Source organism: Streptomyces sp. NPDC001443 (genome assembly GCF_053597355.1).
On record NZ_JBSFIA010000008.1, the window covers coordinates 181,253 to 204,479 of the forward strand.

Here is a 23,227-nt window from a genome sequence, read left to right on the forward strand (position 1 = left end):
CGGGCGTCGGCATGCGCAGCGGCACACCTCGCCGCGCGTCGGTACGCGCGGCAGCCGACACCTCGCGGCACGTCGGCACGCGCGGCAGCCGACGCGGACGAACGTGTGGGCGAACGCGCCCTGCCGTGGTGTCCCATCTGCCTCGGACGCCCTTCTGTGCACACGGTCACACTCCGAATGGGTCATCCGCCCTCACCGCCCGAGCCCCGTCTCCACCACGCTGCTGCTCTGCACGGCACACCCCCCGAGAGGCGACCATGACCGACCCTGTGAACCGCACGATCCTGCTGCTGGACATCGAGAGGTTCAGCGATCGGGACGATGTGGAGCAGGCCTATCTACGACGCATGCTCTACGACGTCGCCGACCGGACGCTGGAGAGCGCGGGCATCGACGAGACCCGCCGGCTGCGGGCCGACCGCGGGGACTCCGTGATGGAGCTGATCGACGCGGGCACCCCGGTCACGGCACTGCTGCGGGCCCTGCTCACCGAGGTCCCGGCGCAGCTGCGGACGGTCAACCGCATGGCGTCCAGCTCCGCGCAGATCCGGCTGCGCGGCGTCCTCGCCACCGGTTGGGTCGCCGTCGACCGGCACGCCGGCTGGGTCGGCAGCGACCTCAACCACGCCTGCCGGCTGCTGGACGCCGACGTGCTGCGGGCCGCGCTGCGCGAGCGCACCGGCGACTTCGCCCTGTGCGTCTCGGACGCCCTGCACTCCGGTGTCGTACGCCATGACCACCCCGGCATCCCGGCCGCCGACTTCCACGAGGTGACGGTGGCGAGCAAGAACGGCCCGCTGAAGGCGTGGCTGCACGGACCGGTGCCCGCGGGGGCGACCGGCCAGGACCACGGTGATACGGGGGCGGGGGAGGCGCCGGGCGGATCGGGGGACCGCCCGGCGCCGCACGTCACCGCGCAGGGCCTGCCCGAGGAGCGCGGTCCCGCGCAGGGGCGGCCGGAGGAGCGCGGTCCCGCGCAGGGGCGGCCGGAGGAGCGCGTCCCCGCACAGGGCACCCCCCAGGACCGGGTCCTCACCCAGGGGACTCCCGGGGAACGGGCCCTCGCCCAGGGGACTCCCGAGGAACGGGTCCCCGCGCAGGGAACCCGCAAGGACCGCCCGGCGCCGGACGGGACACGGGGAGCCCCGGCGCCGGGCGCCGTCTTCAACTTCAACGGCGGCTCGCCCTCCTTCGGCGGCAGCCTGGTCGCCGGTGACCAGCACGGCGTCAGCGGCGGCCAGGTCACCGGCGACGTACACCTCGGCGGCCACGAGCCCGGTCACGAGCGCGACCGCGACCACGACCGCCAGCGGGGAGAAGGCTCATGAACGGCCGGCCCGAACCGGACAGCCCCAGACCCGCGGCGGCCTCTGCAGGCGGCGCCGCCGCTCCGGACCCGAAGCCCGCCGAGCCGGCCGCCGACGAGGCCCAGCCGGCCGCCCCACCGACCGCCGCGCCCGCCGCCGAGGAGCGCGAGCAGCCGCAGAACGCCTGGTCGGCCCGGCGCGACCTGATCGACCACAGCCCCCGGACCATGAACTTCAGCGGCGGCTCGCCGTCGTTCGGCGGCAGCCTGGTCGGCGGTCACCAGCACGGCGTCAGCGGCGGCCGGGTCACCGGCGACGTCATCATGGGCACCAAGACGGAGATCCACTACGCGATGGCCGGGTACTCCGCGCCCTCCTCGGCCTCCGGCGAGATCCCGCAATCCACGCTCGACCGCCTGGACGCCACCTTCGCCGCCGACGAGGAGGTCATGGCCGAGCTGCTCGAACGCCTGCGCCGCGACCGGGTGCTCGTCCTGTCCGGCGCCCGCTTCACCGGCCGCCGCACGGCCGCCCTGATGCTGCTGCGCCGGCTCGCCGCCGCCCCCGTCCGCGCCCTGGTGAGCGACACCGGACCGAGTTCCCTCGCCGAGCAGTTCGCCACCGAGGAACAGGCCCGCGGCTACGTCCTGTGCGACCTCGCCACCCGCCGCGACCGCCCGCTGCGCGAACCGCACCTGCTCGCCGCGAAGGACCGGCTCGCCGAGCGGAACGCCTACCTGGTCGTCACCGTCGGCCCCACCGCCGTCCTGGAGGACGTGCCCGCCGTGGAGTGGCGGCCGCCGGCCGCGGCCGAGGTGCTCCGCGCGCACCTGGACGCCGGACCCGCCCCGCAGGCCGCCGCCAAACTCCTCGACCTGCCGGCCGTGACGGAGTTCCTGGAGCGCGGCCACCAGCTCCGCGAGGTGGCCGCCTTCGCCCAGTTACTGGTCGGCCACGCGGCCGGACGGGTCACCGAGGACGATGTCGCCCAGTTCTCGCTGCTCTCCCTGGAGCACCAGGTCCAGGAGTGGTTCGAGGAGGACGAGAGCGCGATCCATCTGCGCGACAAGGCGTTCCTGGTCGCGCTGGCCGCCTTCGACGGCGGACCGTACGCCCTCACCGCGGAACTGAGCGACCTGCTGTACCGCTTCCTCCAGGAGACCGAGAACCCCGCCCGGCCCCCCGAGGTCCCCGTCTTCGGCACCCATATCGGCAAACGGCTGCGGCTGGCCCGCGCCGAGCGGTTCGAGGACGACGAGCACACCGAGTGGGGGCTGGTGCTCCAGCAGAAGGCCAGGTTCCGCGACGAGCGGGCCTCGCTGGTGCTGCTGCGCGAGCTGTGGACCGGCCACCCCTCCGCCCGGCCCGCCCTCATCAAGTGGCTGCGACAGCTCGCCGACGACGGCCGCCCGCTGGTGCGCACCCGCGCCGCGTCCACCGTCGCGATCCTGGCCCGTACCGACCTGCCCTCGGCGATGGCACTGGTCATCGAGCCATGGGCGACCTCGCAGCGGTTCCGGCAACGGCTCGTCGCGGTCAACTCGCTGACTTTCGCCCACCTCATCGGCACACCCAACATCCCGCGCATCCTCGACGCCTGGTGCGAGGGCGACGACGCCCGGCTGCGCTGGGTGGCCGTGCGCTCGTACGGACTGATCGGCCCCGAACGCCCCGCGGAGGCCATGGCCGCCCTGCGCGGCGCGGTACGGCGGCTCTACGACGACGGCCCCGACGACCTCGACGAGGCGATGGCCGGCGAACTCGCCGAGGCCGTCGAGCTGTTGCTGCTCTCCCCCGCCAGCGACCAGGTGCTCGCGGAGCTGCGCGAGCACCTCGACCGCGACCGCGCCGTGCACGACCTCGCGCTCGCCGGGTTCGTCAACGCCTGCCGCCGCAAGGAGGACGACGAGCGGTACGGGACTCCCCTGGTCCTCGCCTGGTACGCCCGCGCGGTGACCGCCGGCGGCACCGCGGCCCGCGGCATCCCCCACCTCTGGCGCGCCGCGCTGGCCGACCCGCGCGCCACCCGGCACGCGCTCGACGTCCTGCGCGACTGGGTCCTGATCGCCGACCGCGCCACCACCACCGAATGGGCGCTGGCCGCCCTGCTCCCGACGCTCGTCACCACGCCCGCCGAACACCAGCGGCTGAGCCATCTGCTGCGCACCATGCCCGGCGAGGACGGCAACCCCCCGCCCCCGGTGGCGGCCCGCCTGCTCACCACGCTTCCGACCCGCTGACCCACGTCAGAACGCCCCGCGCCCGCCGGGTGGTACGTCCGAGGAGACACGCCCCATGCCCACCTTCCGCCAGCCCGATTGGCAGCAGCAGGCCGACCGGCACACCCAGATCGTCGACCCGGTCCTCACCGTGCGGCAGCTGTCGCGCTTCGACTTCAACCTCAAGTCGTACGTCCGTATCGACCACGCCCTGGTCTTCTCCACCGCCAAGGGCGGCTACGAGCCCTATCTGCCGCCCCGGCGGCCGACCCGCGCCGAGGTCCTGGCCAACCACTACACGGCCGTGTACGAGGTGGACATGGGCGTGCACCCGCACACCTGCGACCTCGAACTGCCCAGCGACAACGACGCGTTCGAGTTCACCGCCGCGGTCGACATCTCCTGGCAGGTCATCGACCCGGCCCGGTTCGTGGCCAGCGGTCACCGGGACGTACCCGGTCTGGTGCTGAGCGAACTCCAGCAGGCGGCCCGTCCGGTGACGCGCCGGTTCCCCATCGCCGAGAGCGCGGCCGCCGAGGCGGAGCTGCTGGAGCGGATGAACCTGCTGGGCCCGCTCGGCGCCCCGGCCGGACTCCAGGTCACCTGGACGCTCCGGCTGCGCCGCGACGAGGACGACATCGAGCACCAGCGGCGCATGCGGGCCATCGACCAATCCGCCAGCGAACAGATCCTGGCGGCGCAGCGGGGCATGGACATCGACATCGCGGTCGACCACCGGGACCGGCAGAGCGACCGCCTCCAGATCGAGCGGGCCATGCAGTACGGCACCCAGCAGCAGATACTGGCCCTTCAGCAGCAGCAGTGGCAGCACGCCCAGCTCATGCGGGCGAGTGAGCAGCAGATGGAACTCCAGCAACTGGAGGCGGAGAAGGCCAGGTTCTACGCGTGGCACCTCCAGCAGGGCGGTGTGCACGCCTGGGCGCTGCACCTGGCCCAGCACCCGGAGGACTCGGCCACCGTCATGAACAGCATGCGGGAGGACCAGCTCCGCATGATCCAGTCCCAGATGGAACTGGTGAAGCAGCTGCTGGGCGGCGAGGGCGCGGAGAACTGGGAGCTGGAAGGTCCGAAGCAGCTCGCCCTGCGCACGGTCAACGACATCCTCACCCAGCGCCTGCCGGGCGTACCGCAGGACCCGCCGCAGCTTCCGGGGGGTGGTCCCGTGTACCCGGGGTCGGCGATCCCGCAGGGCGGCGGCGCGCCGGACCCGGGAGCGGCGGGAGTGCCCGGCCTGCCGGGCGACGGCGGGCCGGGCGGGCCGGGGTGGGCGAGCGCGCAGCACCCCGGCGGGTACGCGGCGCCGACGGGCCCGTACGGCGCCCCGGGAGCCCCCGGAGTGCCGCCGGACCCCGCTCCCGGTGCCTACGGCGTCCCCGGAACGCCTGGCCCCGGCCCCTACGGAGTGCCCGGGGCGCCGGGTACCGGTCCCTACGGCGTCCCCGGAGCGCCGGGTTCTCCTTCGTACGGTGTGCCCGGGGCGCCGGGTTCTCCTTCGTACGGAGTCCCCGGGGCGCCCGGCGCTCCGCCGTACGGTGTGCCCGGGGCGCCCGGAACACCCGGCTCTCCGGCGCAGGTTGTGACCGGGGAGCCCGGTTCGCCGCCGTACGGAGTGCCCGGGGCACCTCCGGTTCCGGACGGCGCACCGGCCATGCCCACCACGCCGCCCGCGTCGCCCGGCGCCGCGCAGCGCCCCCCGTTCCCGCCTGCCGCGGGCGGGCCGGACGCCCGGCCGCCCGCCTCGCCGCCTCCCCCGGCGTACGCCCCCGCGCCCCCGACCGGCGCACCGGACCCGTACCCCGGCGCCCCGGCCCCGCAGGCCGCCACCGCCGTGGCACCGGCCGCACCGCCGGAGGCTCCTGCCTGGCAGCCGCCGCCCGGCTACGGCAGGACCCCGACACTGCCGGCCCAGACGGTGCCGGAAGTCCCGACGACCGCCCACCAGGGCGACAGCGACGGTGACAGCGACATCGAGCCGGGGGACAAGGACGCCGCCGACCGGGCGGAGGGCAGCGGCGGATGACCACGCTCGACCCCGACCCCGCTCCCGCCCCGGCGCCCCTCCCTGCTCCGGGACCTGCTCCCGGGCCCGCTCCCGGACCGGTGCCGGCCGTCCGGCAGGGCGGCGACCCGGACGGCGGCGACCTCGTCCCCCTCTGCGAGCGGCTGCTCACGGAGTTGCGCGCCGAGGTGGCCCGGGCGGACGGCAAGGCGTCCGTCCTGGTGGGCGCCCTCGGTATGACCGTGGGTGTCTCCAGCGGGCTGCTCGCCGGGCGGAACTGGTCCCCGGCCGCGCTCTCCGCCCCGGGCGCGGTGCTGTGGTGGGCCGGGACCGGAGCCCTGGGGCTCTCCCTGCTGGCTCTGATGCTGGCGGTGCTGCCCCGCTACCGCACCGGGACATGGACGCCGGGCACACCGCTGTCCTACTTCGGCGACATCCAGGAAGCCGTCCGGCTCGGCCGGTTGGAGACCGCGCTCGACGACACCCGGCGCGACCCCACGTCCGGGCTGACCAGCACCCTCGCTGGCCTGAGCCGTATCGCCGCCCGCAAGCACCAGTGGATCCGCACCGGTCTGATCGCCTTCTGCGCCGGCACGGCCCTGCTGCCCTCCTCGCTGCTGATCGGCTGATCCGGCCGCACAGCAGCCGTCCCCGTCTCCGAGGCCGTCGAGCCTCTGAGTCTCCGCAGGAAGCACACGGAAGTACAAGGAAGCACGATGACCCAGCCACCACCGGAGTACCCGGAGCCCCCGGAGTACCCGACGCAGACAGCCCGGCCGCAGGTGCCCCCGCAGTACCCGCAGCAGCAGCCACCGGCCTATCCCCAGCAGCCCACATATCCGCAGCAACAGCAGCCTCCGGCGTACCCCCAGCAGCAGCCCACGTACCCGCAGCAGCAGCCTCCGGCGTACCCCCAGCAGCAGCCCTCGCACCCGCAGCAGCAGCCACCGGCGTATCCGCAGCAGCCCACGTACCCGCAGCAGCAGCCACCGGCGTACCCCCAGCAGCAGCCCTCGCACCCGCAGCAGCAACAGCCGCCCACGTATCCGGGCCAGCAGCCGCCCGCCTACCCGGGCCAACCACAGCCGCCCACGTACCCGCAGGCCGCACCCACCTATCCGGGGGCCGCCCCGATACCCCCGCAGTACACCCAGGCCCCTCCCCAGACCCCCGCGGACCCTGCCTCGGCTCCCGGTGCGGCCGCGGCCGACGACCCCGCCCATCCGCACCACATCAGCACCGACGCCCGCCGGGTCCACCTCTCCAACCAGCAGCGCCGCACCGACGCCACCGCGGTCGGCAACCTGCTGCTCTACCTGCCGAACTTCCTGTGCAGCCTGTGCGTCGTCGGCCTGGTCTCCGCGATCTTCGGCGATCTCGCGTTCGTGGTGATCCTGCTCTGGATCGCCAGCGGCGCACTCGTCTTCCACCGCCCGACGGAAAGCGCCCTCGCGCGCCGTCTGCTTCATCTGCGCCACCCCACTCCACAAGAACGAGCCAAAATCGAACCCGTCTGGCGGGAGGTCACGGCCCGCGCCGGGGTCGAGGGGCGCAACTACGAGCTGTGGGTCGAGGACAGCGACGGCCTCAACGCGGTCGCCGCGGCCGGCCACATCGTCGGCGTCACCCGCTTCGCCATGAACGAGCTCCCCAACGGCGAACTCGCCGCCGTCATGGCCCACGAGCTGGGCCACCACGTCGGCGGCCACGCCTGGTCCGGCCTGCTCGGCTACTGGTACGCGCTTCCGGGCCGGCTCGCCTGGCGCTTCCTGAAGGCGTTCTCCACCTTCGTCTTCCGGGTGTCGAAGGCCTTCGGCTGCTTCGGCGTCGCCTTCGTGGTGCTGTTCATCGGCGGTATCGCGATGGCCACGATCAGCACGCTCTACGGGCTGCCGCTGCTGATCCTGGGCGTGCCGTACGCGCTCGCCGCCGTCGGCCGCCGCGCCGAGCTGCGCGCCGACGAGCACGCCGCCGCGCTCGGCTTCGCCCCGATGCTGGCCGCCGTACTGGGCAAGCTGCACCAGCAGGAGCAGCAGGCCGAGGCCCAGGCCACCGCCCAGAACGGCGGTGTCCCCGTCGAGGAGAGCGCGCTGAGCAAGCTGCTCTCCTCCCACCCGGACCACCACACCCGGCTGCACCACCTCCAGCCGTACCTCCAGCCGCAGCGGCCGCGCTGAGAGCCGCACCGGGCCCGGGGCCCACGTACGGAAACGCTGAAGGGCGGCCACCCGGTGGGGTGACCGCCCTTCAGTGCTTCAGACGACTCGCGCCTTACTGGTTGTACGGACCGTAGTCGTAGTCCTCCAGCGGGACGGCCTGGCCGGAGCCGGTGCCGAACGGCGAGTAGTCGATGTCGTCGTAGCCGACGGCCGAGTACATCGCGGCCTTGGCCTCCTCGGTCGGCTCGACCCGGATGTTGCGGTAGCGGGACAGACCCGTACCGGCCGGGATGAGCTTACCGATGATGACGTTCTCCTTGAGGCCGATGAGGCTGTCGGACTTGGCGTTGATCGCCGCGTCCGTCAGAACTCGGGTCGTCTCCTGGAAGGAGGCGGCCGACAGCCAGGACTCCGTCGCCAGCGAGGCCTTGGTGATACCCATGAGCTGCGGACGACCCGAAGCCGGGTGACCACCCTCCTGGACCACACGACGGTTCTCGGTCTCGAACTTCGAGCGCTCGACCAGCTCGCCGGGCAGCAGCTCCGCGTCGCCCGACTCGATGATCGTCACACGGCGCAGCATCTGCCGGATGATGATCTCGATGTGCTTGTCGTGGATCGACACACCCTGCGAGTTGTAGACCTTCTGGACCTCGCCGACCAGGTGGACCTGGACGGCACGCTGGCCCAGGATGCGCAGCACGTCGTGCGGGTTGGTGGCACCCACGGTGAGCTTCTGGCCCACCGAAACGTGCTCGCCCTCGCCGACCAGGAGTCGGGCGCGCTTGGAGATCGGGAACGCCGTCTCCTCGCTGCCGTCGTCCGGAGTGATGACGATCTTCTTGGTCTTCTCGGTCTCCTCGATGCGGACACGGCCGTCCGACTCGGAGATCGGGGCGACACCCTTCGGGGTGCGGGCCTCGAAGAGCTCGACGACACGCGGCAGACCCTGGGTGATGTCGTCACCGGCCACACCACCGGTGTGGAAGGTACGCATCGTCAGCTGGGTACCGGGCTCACCGATGGACTGGGCGGCGATGATGCCGACCGCCTCACCGATGTCGACCAGCTTGCCGGTGGCCAGCGAGCGGCCGTAGCACATGGCGCAGGTGCCGACGGCGGACTCACAGGTCAGGACCGAGCGGGTCTTGACCGTGTCGATGCCCGCAGCCACCAGCTGGTCGATGAGGACGTCACCGAGGTCGACGCCCGCCGGGGCGAGCACCTTGCCGTCGACGACGATGTCCTCGGCGAGGCAGCGCGCGTACACGCTGGTCTCGGCGTTGTCCGCCTTGCGCAGGACGCCGTCGGCGCCGCGCTCGGCGAAGGCCAGCTTGAGGCCGCGCTCGGTGCCGCAGTCCTCCTCGCGGATGATGACGTCCTGCGAGACGTCCACCAGACGACGGGTCAGGTAACCCGAGTCGGCGGTACGCAGGGCGGTGTCCGCCAGACCCTTACGGGCACCGTGCGTGGAGATGAAGTACTCCAGCACGGACAGGCCCTCACGGAAGGACGCCTTGATCGGACGCGGGATGGTCTCGTTCTTGGCGTTCGACACCAGACCACGCATACCGGCGATCTGCCGCATCTGCATCATGTTTCCTCGGGCACCCGAGTCAACCATCATGAAGATGGGGTTCGTCTTGGGGAAGTTCGCGTTCATCGCCTCGGCGACCTCGTTGGTCGCCTTGGTCCAGATCGCGATGAGCTCCTGAGTGCGCTCTTCCTTGGTGATCAGACCGCGCTCGTACTGCTTCTGGACCTTCTCGTCCTGCGCCTCGTAGCCCGCGACGATGGCCTTCTTGGCCTCGGGCACGACGACGTCGGAGATGGCCACGGTGACACCGGAGCGGGTGCCCCAGTAGAAGCCGGCCGACTTCAGGTTGTCGAGCGTCGCCGCCACGATGACCTTGGGGTAGCGCTCCGCCAGGTCGTTGACGATCTCGCCGAGCTGCTTCTTGCCCACCGAGTAGTCGACGAACGGGTAGTCCTCGGGCAGCAGCTCGTTGAAGAGCGCGCGGCCCAGGGTCGTCCGCAGGCGGAAGGTGTCACCCTGCTGCCACTCCGGCTCGCCCTCCTCCTGCGCCGGCGGGGTCCAGCCGCGCGGCGGGATGGTGCCCACCGGGAAGCGGATGTCGATCGCCGACTGCAGCGCGAGCTCACCGGCGTCGAACGCCATGATCGCCTCGGCCGTGGAGCCGAACGCGCGGCCCTCGCCCTTGGTGTCGCGCAGCTCACCGTCGGTCGTCAGGAAGAACAGACCGAGGACCATGTCCTGGGTCGGCATCGTCACCGGACGGCCGTCGGCGGGCTTGAGGATGTTGTTCGAGGACAGCATCAGGATGCGGGCCTCGGCCTGCGCCTCCGCGGACAGCGGCAGGTGCACGGCCATCTGGTCACCGTCGAAGTCCGCGTTGAACGCGGTGCAGACGAGCGGGTGGATCTGGATGGCCTTGCCCTCGACCAGCTGCGGCTCGAAGGCCTGGATGCCGAGGCGGTGCAGCGTGGGCGCACGGTTCAGCAGAACCGGGTGCTCGGCGATGACCTCTTCGAGGACGTCGTACACGACCGTGCGGCCGCGCTCGACCATCCGCTTGGCGCTCTTGATGTTCTGCGCGTGGTTCAGGTCGACCAGGCGCTTCATCACGAACGGCTTGAAGAGCTCCAGCGCCATGGCCTTGGGCAGACCGCACTGGTGCAGCTTCAGCTGCGGACCGACGACGATCACGGAACGCGCGGAGTAGTCCACACGCTTGCCGAGCAGGTTCTGACGGAATCGACCCTGCTTGCCCTTCAGCATGTCGCTGAGGGACTTCAGCGGACGGTTGCCGGGGCCCGTGACCGGGCGGCCACGACGGCCGTTGTCGAACAGCGCGTCGACGGCCTCCTGGAGCATGCGCTTCTCGTTGTTCACGATGATCTCGGGCGCGCCGAGGTCGAGAAGCCGCTTCAGGCGGTTGTTGCGGTTGATCACACGGCGGTACAGGTCGTTCAGGTCGGAGGTCGCGAAGCGGCCACCGTCCAGCTGCACCATCGGGCGAAGGTCCGGCGGGATGACCGGCACGCAGTCCAGCACCATGCCCTTGGGGCTGTTGCTGGTCTGCAGGAACGCGGAGACGACCTTCAGGCGCTTGAGCGCACGGGTCTTCTTCTGGCCCTTGCCGGTGCGGATGATCTCGCGGAGCTTCTCGGCCTCCTCGTCGAGGTCGAAGGACTCCAGGCGCTTCTGCAGCGCCGCGGCACCCATCGAACCGTCGAAGTACGTGCCGAAGCGGTCGCGCAGCTCGCGGTAGAGCAGCTCGTCGCCCTCGAGGTCCTGGACCTTGAGGTTCTTGAACCGGGTCCACACCTCGTCGAGACGGTCGATCTCGCGCTGCGAACGGTCGCGCAGCTGCTTCATCTCACGCTCGGCGCCCTCGCGCACCTTGCGGCGCACGTCGGCCTTGGCACCCTCGGCCTCGAGCTCGGCCAGGTCGGTCTCGAGCTTCTTGGCGCGGGCCTCGAGGTCGGCGTCGCGGCGGTTCTCGATCTGCTGACGCTCGACGGAGACGTGGGCCTCCAGCGAGGGCAGGTCGCGGGTGCGGCGCTCCTCGTCCACGAACGTGATCATGTACGCGGCGAAGTAGATGACCTTCTCGAGGTCCTTCGGCGCCAGGTCCAGCAGGTAGCCGAGGCGCGAGGGGACGCCCTTGAAGTACCAGATGTGGGTGACGGGAGCGGCCAGTTCGATGTGGCCCATCCGCTCACGGCGCACCTTGGCGCGAGTGACCTCGACGCCACAGCGCTCACAGATGATGCCCTTGAAGCGGACACGCTTGTACTTGCCGCAGTAGCACTCCCAGTCCCGGGTCGGACCGAAGATCTTCTCGCAGAAGAGTCCGTCCTTTTCGGGCTTCAGGGTGCGGTAGTTGATGGTCTCGGGCTTCTTGACCTCGCCGTGGCTCCACTGACGGATGTCGTCAGCGGTGGCCAGACCGATCCGGAGCTCGTCGAAGAAGTTGACGTCGAGCACTATGCGTCAATCCCTCTCAGGGTTGTAAGTCATGGGGTCTGATACGGGGGTCCTGGGGCCGGCCGGGCTCATGGTGAGCCCGGCCGAACTCCCGTCAGACCTCTTCGACGCTGCTCGGCTCGCGCCGGGACAGGTCGATGCCAAGCTCCTCCGCCGCGCGGAAGACGTCCTCGTCGGTGTCGCGCATCTCGATGGACATGCCGTCCGAGGACAGCACCTCCACGTTGAGGCACAGGGACTGCATCTCCTTGATGAGCACCTTGAAGGACTCGGGGATGCCGGGCTCGGGGATGTTCTCGCCCTTGACGATGGCCTCGTAGACCTTCACGCGGCCGGTGACGTCGTCGGACTTGATGGTCAGCAGCTCCTGGAGGGCGTACGCGGCGCCGTAAGCCTCCAGCGCCCACACCTCCATCTCACCGAAGCGCTGGCCACCGAACTGGGCCTTACCACCCAGCGGCTGCTGGGTGATCATCGAGTACGGACCGGTCGACCGGGCGTGCAGCTTGTCGTCGACCAGGTGGTGCAGCTTGAGGATGTACATGTACCCGACCGAGATCGGGTCCGGGAACGGCTCGCCGGAGCGGCCGTCGAACAGGCGCGCCTTGCCGGTCGGGAGCACCATGCGCTCGCCGTCGCGGTTCGGGATGGTGTGCTGGAGCAGACCCGCGAGCTCGTCCTCGCGCGCACCGTCGAACACCGGGGTGGCGACGTTGGTGCCCGGGGCGACCTGGTCGGCGCCGATGACCTGAAGACGCTGGGCCCACTCGTCGGCGAGACCGGAGACGTCCCAGCCGCGGCTGGCGAGCCAGCCGAGGTGGATCTCCAGCACCTGTCCCGGGTTCATTCGGGACGGGACACCGAGCGGGTTGAGGATGATGTCGACCGCGGTGCCGTCCTCCAGGAACGGCATGTCCTCGATCGGCAGGATCTTGGAGATGACACCCTTGTTGCCGTGACGGCCGGCCAGCTTGTCACCATCGGTGATCTTGCGCTTCTGCGCGACGTAGACGCGGACCAGCTGGTTCACGCCCGGCGGCAGCTCGTCGCCCTCTTCGCGGTCGAAGACGCGGACGCCGATGACCTTGCCGATCTCGCCGTGCGGGACCTTCAGCGAGGTGTCACGGACCTCACGGGCCTTCTCACCGAAGATCGCGCGCAGCAGGCGCTCCTCCGGCGTCAGCTCGGTCTCACCCTTGGGCGTGACCTTGCCGACGAGGATGTCGCCGGCGACGACCTCGGCACCGATCCGGATGATGCCGCGCTCGTCGAGGTCGGCGAGGACCTCCTCGGAGACGTTCGGGATGTCCCGGGTGATCTCCTCGGGGCCGAGCTTGGTGTCACGGGCGTCGACCTCGTGCTCCTCGATGTGGATCGAGGAGAGGACGTCGTCCTGCACGAGGCGCTGCGACAGGATGATCGCGTCCTCGTAGTTGTGACCCTCCCACGGCATGAACGCCACGAGCAGGTTCTTGCCCAGGGCCATCTCGCCGTTCTCGGTGGCCGGACCGTCGGCCAGGACCTGGCCCTCGATGATCCGGTCGCCCTCGTTGACGATGACCTTCTGGTTGACCGAGGTGCCCTGGTTGGAGCGGGCGAACTTGGCCAGGCGGTACGTGATGTACGTGCCGTCGTCGTTGGCGGTGGTGATGTAGTCCGCGGAGACCTCCTGGACGACACCCGCCTTCTCGGCCTTGACCACGTCGCCGGCGTCGACGGCGGAGCGGTACTCCATGCCGGTGCCGACGAGCGGAGCCTCGGACTTGATGAGGGGCACGGCCTGACGCATCATGTTCGCGCCCATGAGGGCACGGTTGGCGTCGTCGTGCTCGAGGAACGGGATCATGGCGGTCGCGACCGACACCATCTGGCGCGGCGAGACGTCCATGTAGTCGACGTCGTCACCGGGGACGTAGTCGACCTCGCCGCCACGGCGGCGGACCAGGACGCGGTTCTCGGTGAAACGCAGGTCGTCGTCGAGCGTGGCGTTGGCCTGCGCGATGACGAAGCGGTCCTCCTCGTCGGCCGTCAGGTAGTCGACCTCGTCGGTGACGACACCGTCGACGACCTTGCGGTACGGCGTCTCCACGAAGCCGAACGCGTTGACGCGGCCGTAGGAGGCGAGCGAGCCGATCAGACCGATGTTCGGGCCTTCGGGGGTCTCGATCGGGCACATGCGGCCGTAGTGCGAGGGGTGCACGTCACGGACCTCGAAGCCGGCCCGCTCACGGGAGAGACCACCCGGACCAAGGGCCGACAGACGGCGCTTGTGGGTGAGACCCGACAGCGGGTTGTTCTGGTCCATGAACTGCGACAGCTGGCTGGTGCCGAAGAACTCCTTGATGGAGGCGACGACCGGCCGGATGTTGATCAGGGTCTGCGGCGTGATCGCCTCGACGTCCTGGGTCGTCATGCGCTCGCGCACGACGCGCTCCATACGCGCCAGACCCGTACGGACCTGGTTCTGGATGAGCTCGCCGACGCTGCGCAGACGACGGTTGCCGAAGTGGTCGATGTCGTCGGTCTCGACGACGATCGACTGGCCGCTGTCGGCGACCGTCTCGGTCTCGCCCGCGTGCAGCTTCACCAGGTACTTGATCGTCGAGATGACGTCCTCGACGGTCAGGACGCCCGCGTCGAGCGGAGCCTCCGCACCCAGCTTCTTGTTGACCTTGTAGCGGCCGACCTTGGCCAGGTCGTAGCGCTTGGGGTTGAAGTACAGGTTCTCGAGCAGCGTCTGCGCGGCCTCACGCGTGGGGGGCTCGCCCGGACGCAGCTTGCGGTAGATGTCGAGCAGCGCGTCGTCCTGGCCCTGGGTGTGGTCCTTCTCCAGGGTGGCGCGCATGGACTCGTACTCGCCGAACTCCTCGAGGATCTGCTCGGTGGTCCAGCCGAGAGCCTTCAGGAGGACGGTGACGGACTGCTTGCGCTTGCGGTCGATACGCACACCGACCATGTCGCGCTTGTCGATCTCCATCTCCAGCCAGGCACCCCGGGACGGGATGATCTTGGCGGAGAAGATGTCCTTGTCGGACGTCTTGTCGATGGAGGAGTCGAAGTAGACACCCGGCGAACGGACCAGCTGCGACACCACGACACGCTCGGTGCCGTTGATGACGAAGGTGCCCTTGTTGGTCATGAGCGGGAAGTCGCCCATGAAGACCGTCTGGGACTTGATCTCGCCGGTCTCGTTGTTGGTGAACTCAGCCGTGACGAAGAGCGGGGCCGCGTACGTGAAGTCACGGTCCTTGCACTCGTCGATGCTGTTCTTCGGCGGTTCGAAACGGTGATCGCGGAAGGTCAGGGACATCGACCCGGAGAAGTCCTCGATCGGGGAGATCTCCTCGAAGATCTCCTCCAGACCGGACTTGGTGGGGACGTCCTGACCGCTCTCCAGAGCCTCCTCGACCCGACTCTGCCAAGCGGTGTTGCCGAGCAGCCAGTCGAAGCTCTCGGTCTGCAGCGCGAGCAGGTTCGGAACCTCGAGAGGCTCCTTGATCTTTGCAAAGGAGATGCGCAGCGGGGCGGTGCTGGCAGCGTTGTTCGTATTCGCGGTCGAGGCAGTGCGCGAGGCGGCCAAGAGGGGGTCCTTCCGAGGGCTCGGACTCACTACGCGCGTACCGGTCCCTCGCTCACGCATCAGGACAGGAGGTTCCCGATCCGGCTAAAAGGCCAGGTCAGGGAGTTCCGGTCATCGATGCTCGAGTGAAGGCATGCCCCTGGTGACGGGCAGGGGACAGCTAACAGGCAGCGCAAAGGGACAGTGTAGCCACTTGGCACACTGATGTCCAGTGCGGGTTTTTCGAGACCCTCGTCGTCCTCGACACCTGCTGCAAGCCCACGCCCTCAATGCACGTTGATACTGCCCTCCACGCCGTCGATCCATGCCTCGGATTCGGATCGTTGTGACGACGCGTCCTGAGAATTGCGCGCTGCGTGCGGTTCGTCAAGGCCCCCTGGCCCGAACCAGCTGCCGCGCTCGTCACTTGCCGCCTGTCACCGGGGGTTTCGCAGGCACGATGAAGATCACCATACTCGCCGGGCTCCCCGGTGCAAGGAGGCCGCCACCCGGCCCCTCGAACGCCGAAGAGCGACCACCCAGATGGATGATCGCTCTTCGGTGCGTTCGCGTTACAGCCTCAGAAGGCCGTAATCAGCGTGCAGACGAGGTCCAGGGGACCTCGGGGTGTTACTTGACCTCGACGGAGGCGCCGGCGCCCTTGAGGGACTCGGCGGCCTTCTCGGCGGCGTCCTTGGCGACCTTCTCGAGGACGGGCTTCGGGGCGCCGTCCACGAGGTCCTTGGCCTCCTTCAGACCCAGGGAGGTCAGCTCGCGCACGACCTTGATGACCTGGATCTTCTTGTCGCCCGCACCGGTGAGGATGACGTCGAACTCGTCCTTCTCCTCCTCGGCCTCGGCGGCGGCGGCCGGACCGGCCGGGCCGGCGACGACGGTCGCGGCGGCGGCGGTGACGTCGAACTTCTCCTCGAACGCCTTCACGAACTCGGAGAGCTGGATGAGGGTCATGCCCTCGAACTCGGCGAGCAGTTCGTCCTGGGTGAGAGCCATGATGGCTTTCCTTCCACTAAATCGGCTGGTGCCGGATGTACATGTATGGCGGGCGTACGTTCGGCCCGCTACGACCTCCGCCCCCGGCGGGGAGCCTTAAGGCGGCGGTCATTTCGCGAGCCGAGTTACTCGGCACCGCCCTGCTCGTCGACCTTGGCACGGAGCGCGTCCACGGTGCGGACGAGCTTCGAGGGAAGCGCCTGGAAGAGCTGTGCAGCCTGCGTCTGCTTGCCCTTCATGGCGCCCGCCAGCTTGGCGAGCAGAACCTCGCGGGACTCGAGGTCCGCAAGCTTCTTGATCTCGTCGGCGGACAGCGCCTTGCCGTCAAGGACACCGCCCTTGATGACGAGGTTCGGGTTGTCCTTGGCGAAGTCACGAAGACCCTTCGCCGACGTCACCGGGTCACCGGTGATGAAGGCGACCGCCGTCGGACCGTTGAACAGGTCGTCGAGCGTGTCGATCCCGGCCTCGTTGGCCGCAATCTTGGTCAGCGTGTTCTTCACCACGGCGTACTGGGCGTCTTCACCGAGCGAACGGCGCAGCGTCTTGAGCTGCGCCACGGTGAGACCCCGGTACTCGGTCAGCACAGCAGCGTTCGAGCTGCGGAACTGGTCCGCGAGCTCGGCTACCGCGGCAGCCTTGTCGGGCCTTGCCATGAGCGTGGCCTCCTTCCGGGTGATGAGGACCGCTCAGAAGGGGCTGAACAGACGAAACGCCCCGGCGCAGGCGCACGGGGCGTAGCTCGACCGGGCGTACATGGCGCGAACCATGAACTCCGGGAGCATTTCCACGGTCACCTGCGCGGGTCGTCCACTGTCAGCGGATCCTTCGGTCACCGCGCCCTCTCACGAGCACACGGCAACGACCAGCGGTCTTTGGCTTCGGCAAGAGAGTACGTGAGCGGGCCACCGTCAGGCAAATCCGCCCGTACGGGGCTCACGCCCGGCCGGGAGCCGCCCCGGAGCCGCCCTGGGACCGCGCGTTCAGGGGGTGGTCCTCTGCTGCTTCACCAGGTCCTCGAAGTCCCGGGTGTCCGCGGCCGGCGGCCGCCGTACCGAGAGCCGTACGCCGTAGTCGCGGTAGTGGGCGGTCTGGGTCATCAGGCCCGTCGACATCCGCGCCTCCTCCACCTTCTTCACCAGCAGGTCGCGGTCGTCGACCCAGATGTCCAGGGTCTCGCCGGTGACCCCGGCCGCGGTGAGCTGCTCGCGCAGCGCGCGGTCGGTGAGAGCGGCCACCTCCACCGTGCCCGTGTAGTGCCGGGTGCGCACGCCGTCCACCGTCTCCTCCCCGGCCGCGCGGACGTTCCCCGAGGCCAGCAGGAGCCTGATGGGCGGGACGGGGGCGGTGTTGCGGAGCTGGTCCTTCAGATATCTGCCCGAGTCGCCGGGCAGGGCGTCCAGGTCCTCGTAGTCGTACCTGATCCAGTGCCGGCCGCCCATCTGCCGCGCGAACCGGGTGCCGACCTGCGCGTAGTACGCGTCGGGCAGCAGCCGGGCCTCCATCGTGGTGGTGCCCAGCCGGCGCATGGTCGCGGCCAGTTCGCCGCCGGTGTACGTGATGCGCAGGGTGCCGGTGGAGTCGCCGGCCCAGTCCAGGGCGCCCTCGGTCCGGGTGGAGAGCATGGCGCCCATCACCGTGGCCGAGGTGATCCGCGCGGAGCCGGCCCGGACGGTGGCCGTCTCCACGGCGCGCAGCGCGGCCGCCGTACGGGCGTCGGGGCGGTGCGGGGCGCTGTCGGACTCCGCGGGCCGCGAGTCGCCGTCACGGTCGGCGGTGCAGCCCGTGAGGGCGGTCAGCACGGCCGCGAGAAGCAACGGGAGGACACCGCGCCCGACGAGTCTGTCCCTCATCCGTACCCCCCTCGTGGCCCCCGTGATCTTCACGCTAACCCGGCGCCGCGGAAAGGGCACGGGTGCGCACGGAAACAGGGACGGGCCCCGCACCTGGAAGAGGTGCGGGGCCCGTGACCGACTGGGGTGAGCCTCAGGCTCAGACCGCCGCCGGGTCCTCCTCGACGAGGAGGTTGCGGGTGCGGTTCGGGTCGACCGGGATGCCGGGGCCGATCGTGGTGCTGATCGCGGCCTTCTTGACGTAGCGACCCTTGGCGGCCGACGGCTTCAGACGAAGGATCTCGTCGAGCGCGGCACCGTAGTTCTCCACCAGCTTGGCGTCGTCGAAGGACACCTTGCCGATGATGAAGTGCAGGTTCGAGTGCTTGTCGACGCGGAACTCGATCTTGCCGCCCTTGATGTCGTTGACAGCCTTGACGACGTCCGGGGTGACGGTGCCGGTCTTGGGGTTCGGCATGAGACCACGGGGGCCGAGGACGCGGCCGAGGCGGCCGACCTTGCCCATGAGGTCAGGGGTGGCGACGACGGCGTCGAAGTCCAGACGGCCCTTCGCGACCTCGTCGATCAGTTCGTCGGAGCCGACGATGTCGGCGCCCGCAGCCTCTGCGGCCGCAGCACGGTCACCGGTCGCGAAGACCAGGACCCGGGCGGTCTTGCCGGTGCCGTGCGGCAGGTTCACGGTGCCACGGACCATCTGGTCGGCCTTGCGCGGGTCGACACCCAGGCGGAAGGCGACCTCGACGGTGCCGTCGAACTTGCTGGTGGAGGTCTCCTTGGCGAGACGGACGGCCTCGAGGGGGGCGTAGAGCTTGTCCCGGTCGATCTTGGCGTCCGCAGCGCGGAGAGACTTGCTGCGCTTGCTCACTACTGCTCCTGTGTGTTCTTGAGGAGTCGTGGTTACGGGCCGAGCAGGCCCCGCCACGGTTCTACGAAGGTGCTACGGGGCTGGGGTTCAGCCTTCGACCGTGATGCCCATGGAACGGGCGGTGCCGGCGATGATCTTCGCGGCGGCGTCCAGGTCGTTGGCGTTGAGGTCGGGCATCTTGGTCGTGGCGATCTCGCGGACCTGCGCCTCGGTGATCTTGGCGACCTTGGTCTTGTGCGGCTCGCCGGAGCCCTTCTCGACACCCGCGGCCTTGAGGATCATCTTCGCGGCCGGCGGAGTCTTGGTCACGAAGGTGAAGGAACGGTCCTCGTAGACCGTGATCTCCACCGGGATGACCCAGCCACGCTGCGACTCGGTCGCGGCGTTGTAGGCCTTGCAGAACTCCATGATGTTGACGCCGTGCTGACCGAGCGCGGGGCCGACCGGCGGAGCCGGGTTCGCCGCGCCGGCGTTGATCTGGAGCTTGATAAGCCCCGTGACCTTCTTCTTCTTGGGAGGCATGTGCTCTCTCCGGGTCCTAGTGAGAGTTTTCAGCCTCCGTCCGCTTAATCCGGATGGAGGCATACCGCACTACGGTAGCCGATGGCCACCCGGCACAAGAAATCGAGCTGGTCAGGCGGGTTCCGCGGGGGTGCGGCGCCGCACCACGAGCACCGCCCTCACCAGCCCCACGACCAGGAAGATCCCACCGAACATCCCGATGACCGAGACCACTTGGCCGACCTGGCCCAGCCCCTGGTCCTCCACGGCCGTCGTCGGGTCCGAGGGCAGGTACCGGACGACGATGGACCGGCCGTCCCGGACCTCGTGGTGATGCACCTTGGTGTAAGTCAGCGGCGGCAGTTCCGCCTCCACCTTCCGCCCGTCGACCTCGATCTCGGCCCAGCAGCGGTGCCGCCAGCAGTTCTCCGCGCCGTCGTCGTGGAAGACCCCGACCGCGCGCACACCGTCCTTCTGGACGGACGTGATCCGCGTCCACTGCGTGACTCCCACCCAGGCCGCGCAGGCGAGCAGCGCGGCGCCCAGCAGCAGGTACACACCGGCCACCAGAAAGGGCCGAGGGCGCCCGGACCGCGCGGGCTGTGCCGCACTGTCCGAGGCGCCCTCGGCCGCTATGTCACTCGTCAAGACCTGGATCCCCCGATCCCGATCGGTGTTCTTCGAGGACGGTTCAGTTCTTCTGGATCTGGTCGAAGGAGAGCTCGACCGGCGTCTCGCGGCCGAAGATCTCCACCAGGCCCTTGACCTTCTTGGAGTCGGGGTTGATCTCGTTGATGGTCGCCTGGAGCGTGGCGAACGGACCGTCGGTGACGGTGACCGAGTCGCCGACCTCGAAGTCCAGGACCTGGACCTCGACCTTGCGCTGCGGCGCCGGCTTGCCCTCGGCCTCGGCGGCCTCGCGGGCGGCCTTCTCCTCGGCCTCCGGGGCGAGCATCTTGACGATCTCGTCCAGGGTCAGCGGGTACGGGTCGTAGGCGTTGCCCACGAAGCCGGTGACACCGGGGGTGTTGCGGACGACGCCCCAGGACTCGTTCGTCAGGTCCATGCGCACCAGCACATAGCCGGGGAGCTTGTTCTGGCGGATGGTCTTGCGGTCGCCGTTCTTGATCTGGACGACCTCTTCCTGCGGCACCTCGGCCTGGAAGATGTAGTCCTCGACGTTCAGCGAGACGGCGCGCTGCTCCAGGTTGGTCTTCACGCGGTTCTCGTAGCCGGCGTAGGTGTGGATCACGTACCACTCGCCGGGCAGGGTGCGCAGCTCCTGGCGGAGGGCCTCGACGGGGTCGACGGGCTCGGCCTCTTCCTCGGCGGCCTCGTCCTGCGCGGCTTCCTCGGAGTCGTCCTCGTCCGCGTCGGACTCGTCCTCCTCGGACTCGTCCAGGGCGTGCAGCGCGGCCTCCTCGGCCGGCTCGTCCGTCTCGGCTTCCGCAGCCTCGAACTCGTCCTGCTCGTCCGCGCCCTCGACGATGTCGAGCTCGTCGTCCACGGACTCGTCCGGCTCGATGGCGTCGTCGTTCAGGTTGGCGTCAGGCACTGTGGCTGCTTCTTCCTGGATACATAGGGGTGGAACGCGCGAAAGGGACGCCGGTAACCGCGGCGCCCTTCGCTGGTCGGCTCAGCCGAAGACGTACTTGGCTCCATGGCTGAGCCCATAGTCAATCACGGTGACCAGAGCGATCATGATCGCAACGAAGAAGATCACCACGGTGGTGTACGACGTCAGCTGGTTGCGCGTCGGCCAGACGACCTTGCGCAGCTCTGCGACGATCTGCCGGTAGAAGAGGGCGAGTCGCTTCAGCGGGCCCTTCTTGGCGCGCTTGCCGCCCTTGCGGGGCTTCTTCTTGGACTCCAGCGCCTCGTCCTGGGCATCAGGCATGTCGATGGAGCCCACGGCGTCCGCCATTCGTCCTCACCTGATTCCGGGTCGTGGCCGTGCCGCGCCCGGTCTGAGCCGCACGGCGGTGCATTTCTGTACGTACATGCGCACACATCACTGGCGAATGGTGTGTGTAGCAGGGCCGGAGGGACTTGAACCCCCAACCGCCGGTTTTGGAGACCGGTGCTCTACCAATTGAGCTACGACCCTTTGTGTGTCCCCAACGTACCGCATCCGGACGGGTGCTCGGTGTGCACCCGATGAGCGCGGGCCGCTGAAGGCCAACGAGGTGAGAGTGTACGTGCTCCGGGGCCGGGCGTCGAACAGAAAGCGCCCGTGGGAGCGCCGAGAACGGAAGATCACCGGAAAGGTGACGGAAGATCACCCAGGCCACCGCGGGATTCCGGACTGGTGTTCAGGAGTGCGCCCGGTCCTGTTCAGTCTGTGAAACCAGCGTGCCGGGGGCGTTTCCGGTCTGAAACGATGGGGTCCATGAGCGCTGCAACCTCTCCCACCGAGCGCCGGGTCTCCGCCCGCATCGGCGCGATCTCCGAGTCCGCCACCCTCGCCGTGGACGCCAAGGCCAAGGCCCTGAAGGCCGCCGGGCGTCCGGTGATCGGATTCGGCGCCGGCGAGCCCGACTTCCCGACTCCCGGCTACATCGTCGAGGCGGCCGTCGAGGCCTGCAAGAACCCGAAGTACCACCGCTACACGCCGGCCGGCGGCCTGCCCGAGCTGAAGACCGCCATCGCCGCGAAGACGCTGCGCGACTCCGGCTACGAGGTCGACGCGTCCCAGATCCTGGTGACCAACGGCGGCAAGCAGGCGATCTACGAGGCGTTCGCCGCGATCCTCGACCCGGGCGACGAGGTCATCGTCCCGGCGCCGTACTGGACCACCTACCCGGAGTCGATCCGGCTGGCCGGCGGTGTCCCCGTCGAGGTCGTCGCCGACGAGACCACCGGTTACCGGGTCTCGGTCGAGCAGCTGGAGGCGGCCCGCACCGAGAACACCAAGGTGCTGCTCTTCGTCTCCCCCTCCAACCCGACCGGCGCGGTCTACACCCGCGAGCAGATCGAGGAGATCGGCCGCTGGGCCGCCGAGAAGGGCCTGTGGGTCCTGACCGACGAGATCTACGAGCACCTCGTCTACGGCGACGCGGAGTTCCACTCCCTGCCGGTGGTCGTGCCCGAGCTGGCCGACAAGTGCATCGTGGTCAACGGTGTCGCCAAGACGTACGCCATGACGGGCTGGCGCGTGGGCTGGGTCATCGGCCCGAAGGACGTCGTCAAGGCGGCCACCAACCTCCAGTCGCACGCCACGTCGAACGTCTCCAACGTGGCCCAGGTGGCCGCCCTGGCCGCCGTCTCCGGCGACCTGTCGGCCGTCGCCGAGATGCGCGAGGCCTTCGACCGGCGCCGCAAGACGATCGTGCGGATGCTGAACGAGATCGACGGCGTGCTCTGCCCCGAGCCCGAGGGCGCGTTCTACGCCTACCCGTCGGTGAAGGCCCTGCTGGGCAAGGAGATCCGCGGCAAGCGCCCGCAGGACAGCGTGGAACTGGCCGCGCTGATCCTGGAGGAGGCCGAGGTCGCGGTCGTCCCGGGCGAGGCCTTCGGCACTCCGGGCTATCTGCGGCTGTCGTACGCGCTCGGTGACGAGGACCTCGTCGAGGGCGTCAGCCGGATCCAGAAGCTGCTGGCCGAGGCGCGGGACTGAGTTCCCGCCCGTAGAGAATCCTTGCAGGGCACCCGGGACATCGGTCCCGGGTGCCCTGTTCCTTTGTGCTCCTTTGTGCGAGCAAGACCACGATCGGGGAAACCG

16 protein-coding genes and 1 tRNA gene are annotated in these 23,227 nt (G+C 69.6%); 6 read left to right on the plus strand and 11 right to left on the minus strand.

The features are described from left to right. Positions 1 to 257: 257 nt before the first annotated feature. The 5 genes from ACWC24_RS12270 (at position 258) to ACWC24_RS12290 (ending at position 7,723) form a co-directional block, all read left to right on the plus strand. A complete protein-coding gene (locus tag ACWC24_RS12270; protein WP_450662722.1) occupies positions 258 to 1,328 on the plus strand; it encodes a hypothetical protein in 1,071 nt (356 codons plus the stop codon). Then, positions 1,325 to 3,547 carry a hypothetical protein gene (locus ACWC24_RS12275; protein WP_450662723.1) on the plus strand — a complete coding sequence of 741 codons (2,223 nt, stop codon included), beginning with the start codon at positions 1,325 to 1,327 and terminating at the stop codon, positions 3,545 to 3,547. The genes ACWC24_RS12270 and ACWC24_RS12275 overlap by 4 nt, the downstream gene beginning before the upstream one ends. Before the next feature lie 55 nt (positions 3,548 to 3,602). Continuing rightward, on the plus strand, positions 3,603 to 5,567 hold the full coding sequence (locus ACWC24_RS12280; protein ID WP_450662724.1) for a hypothetical protein: 1,965 nt from the start codon (positions 3,603 to 3,605) through the stop codon (positions 5,565 to 5,567). Then, positions 5,564 to 6,175, plus strand: coding sequence for a Pycsar system effector family protein (locus tag ACWC24_RS12285; RefSeq protein WP_450662725.1), 612 nt, complete (start codon positions 5,564 to 5,566; stop codon positions 6,173 to 6,175). Before ACWC24_RS12280 ends, ACWC24_RS12285 begins: the two co-directional genes overlap by 4 nt. 87 nt (positions 6,176 to 6,262) lie before the next feature. Beyond that, positions 6,263 to 7,723, plus strand: a complete 1,461-nt coding sequence (locus tag ACWC24_RS12290) for a M48 family metalloprotease (RefSeq protein WP_450662726.1) — start codon at positions 6,263 to 6,265, stop codon at positions 7,721 to 7,723. A gap of 94 nt (positions 7,724 to 7,817) precedes the next feature. Here ACWC24_RS12290 and ACWC24_RS12295 read toward each other — a convergent pair whose 3' ends face one another. The 11 genes from ACWC24_RS12295 to ACWC24_RS12345 all read right to left on the minus strand — a co-directional run bounded on the left by ACWC24_RS12295 (position 7,818) and on the right by ACWC24_RS12345 (position 21,613). Further along, entirely contained in the window at positions 7,818 to 11,717 is a 3,900-nt protein-coding gene (locus tag ACWC24_RS12295; protein WP_450662727.1) for a DNA-directed RNA polymerase subunit beta', read from the minus strand. A 94-nt stretch (positions 11,718 to 11,811) separates the two neighbouring features. Continuing rightward, positions 11,812 to 15,297: a DNA-directed RNA polymerase subunit beta gene (rpoB, locus tag ACWC24_RS12300; RefSeq protein WP_450662728.1), complete on the minus strand. Its 3,486-nt coding sequence runs from the start codon at positions 15,295 to 15,297 to the stop codon at positions 11,812 to 11,814. Positions 15,298 to 15,906: 609 nt separating this feature from the next. Next, entirely contained in the window at positions 15,907 to 16,290 is a 384-nt protein-coding gene (gene rplL / locus ACWC24_RS12305; RefSeq protein ID WP_450662769.1) for a 50S ribosomal protein L7/L12, read from the minus strand. Between the two features lie 122 nt (positions 16,291 to 16,412). Continuing rightward, positions 16,413 to 16,943, minus strand: a complete 531-nt coding sequence (rplJ, locus tag ACWC24_RS12310; RefSeq protein ID WP_351602441.1) for a 50S ribosomal protein L10 — start codon at positions 16,941 to 16,943, stop codon at positions 16,413 to 16,415. Between the two features lie 327 nt (positions 16,944 to 17,270). Next, the gene (locus ACWC24_RS12315) at positions 17,271 to 18,140 is read right to left on the minus strand and encodes a hypothetical protein (RefSeq protein ID WP_450662729.1); all 870 of its coding nucleotides are present in this window, start codon (positions 18,138 to 18,140) and stop codon (positions 17,271 to 17,273) included. A gap of 139 nt (positions 18,141 to 18,279) precedes the next feature. Beyond that, positions 18,280 to 19,005 carry a 50S ribosomal protein L1 gene (rplA, locus tag ACWC24_RS12320; protein ID WP_351602437.1) on the minus strand — a complete coding sequence of 242 codons (726 nt, stop codon included), beginning with the start codon at positions 19,003 to 19,005 and terminating at the stop codon, positions 18,280 to 18,282. Positions 19,006 to 19,092: 87 nt separating this feature from the next. Beyond that, the gene (rplK, locus tag ACWC24_RS12325) at positions 19,093 to 19,527 is read right to left on the minus strand and encodes a 50S ribosomal protein L11 (RefSeq protein ID WP_037627044.1); all 435 of its coding nucleotides are present in this window, start codon (positions 19,525 to 19,527) and stop codon (positions 19,093 to 19,095) included. A gap of 111 nt (positions 19,528 to 19,638) precedes the next feature. Next, positions 19,639 to 20,154 carry a hypothetical protein gene (locus ACWC24_RS12330; RefSeq protein ID WP_450662730.1) on the minus strand — a complete coding sequence of 172 codons (516 nt, stop codon included), beginning with the start codon at positions 20,152 to 20,154 and terminating at the stop codon, positions 19,639 to 19,641. 43 nt (positions 20,155 to 20,197) lie between these two features. After that, positions 20,198 to 21,061, minus strand: a complete 864-nt coding sequence (gene nusG / locus ACWC24_RS12335; RefSeq protein ID WP_450662731.1) for a transcription termination/antitermination protein NusG — start codon at positions 21,059 to 21,061, stop codon at positions 20,198 to 20,200. 81 nt (positions 21,062 to 21,142) lie between these two features. Continuing rightward, positions 21,143 to 21,430: a preprotein translocase subunit SecE gene (gene secE / locus ACWC24_RS12340; RefSeq protein ID WP_152888556.1), complete on the minus strand. Its 288-nt coding sequence runs from the start codon at positions 21,428 to 21,430 to the stop codon at positions 21,143 to 21,145. Positions 21,431 to 21,540: 110 nt separating this feature from the next. Further along, a tRNA-Trp gene (locus tag ACWC24_RS12345) sits at positions 21,541 to 21,613 on the minus strand. Between the two features lie 282 nt (positions 21,614 to 21,895). Between ACWC24_RS12345 and ACWC24_RS12350 the strand changes: the two genes are divergently transcribed. Continuing rightward, a complete protein-coding gene (locus ACWC24_RS12350; protein ID WP_450662732.1) occupies positions 21,896 to 23,122 on the plus strand; it encodes a pyridoxal phosphate-dependent aminotransferase in 1,227 nt (408 codons plus the stop codon). The last annotated feature ends 105 nt before the right edge of the window (positions 23,123 to 23,227 follow it).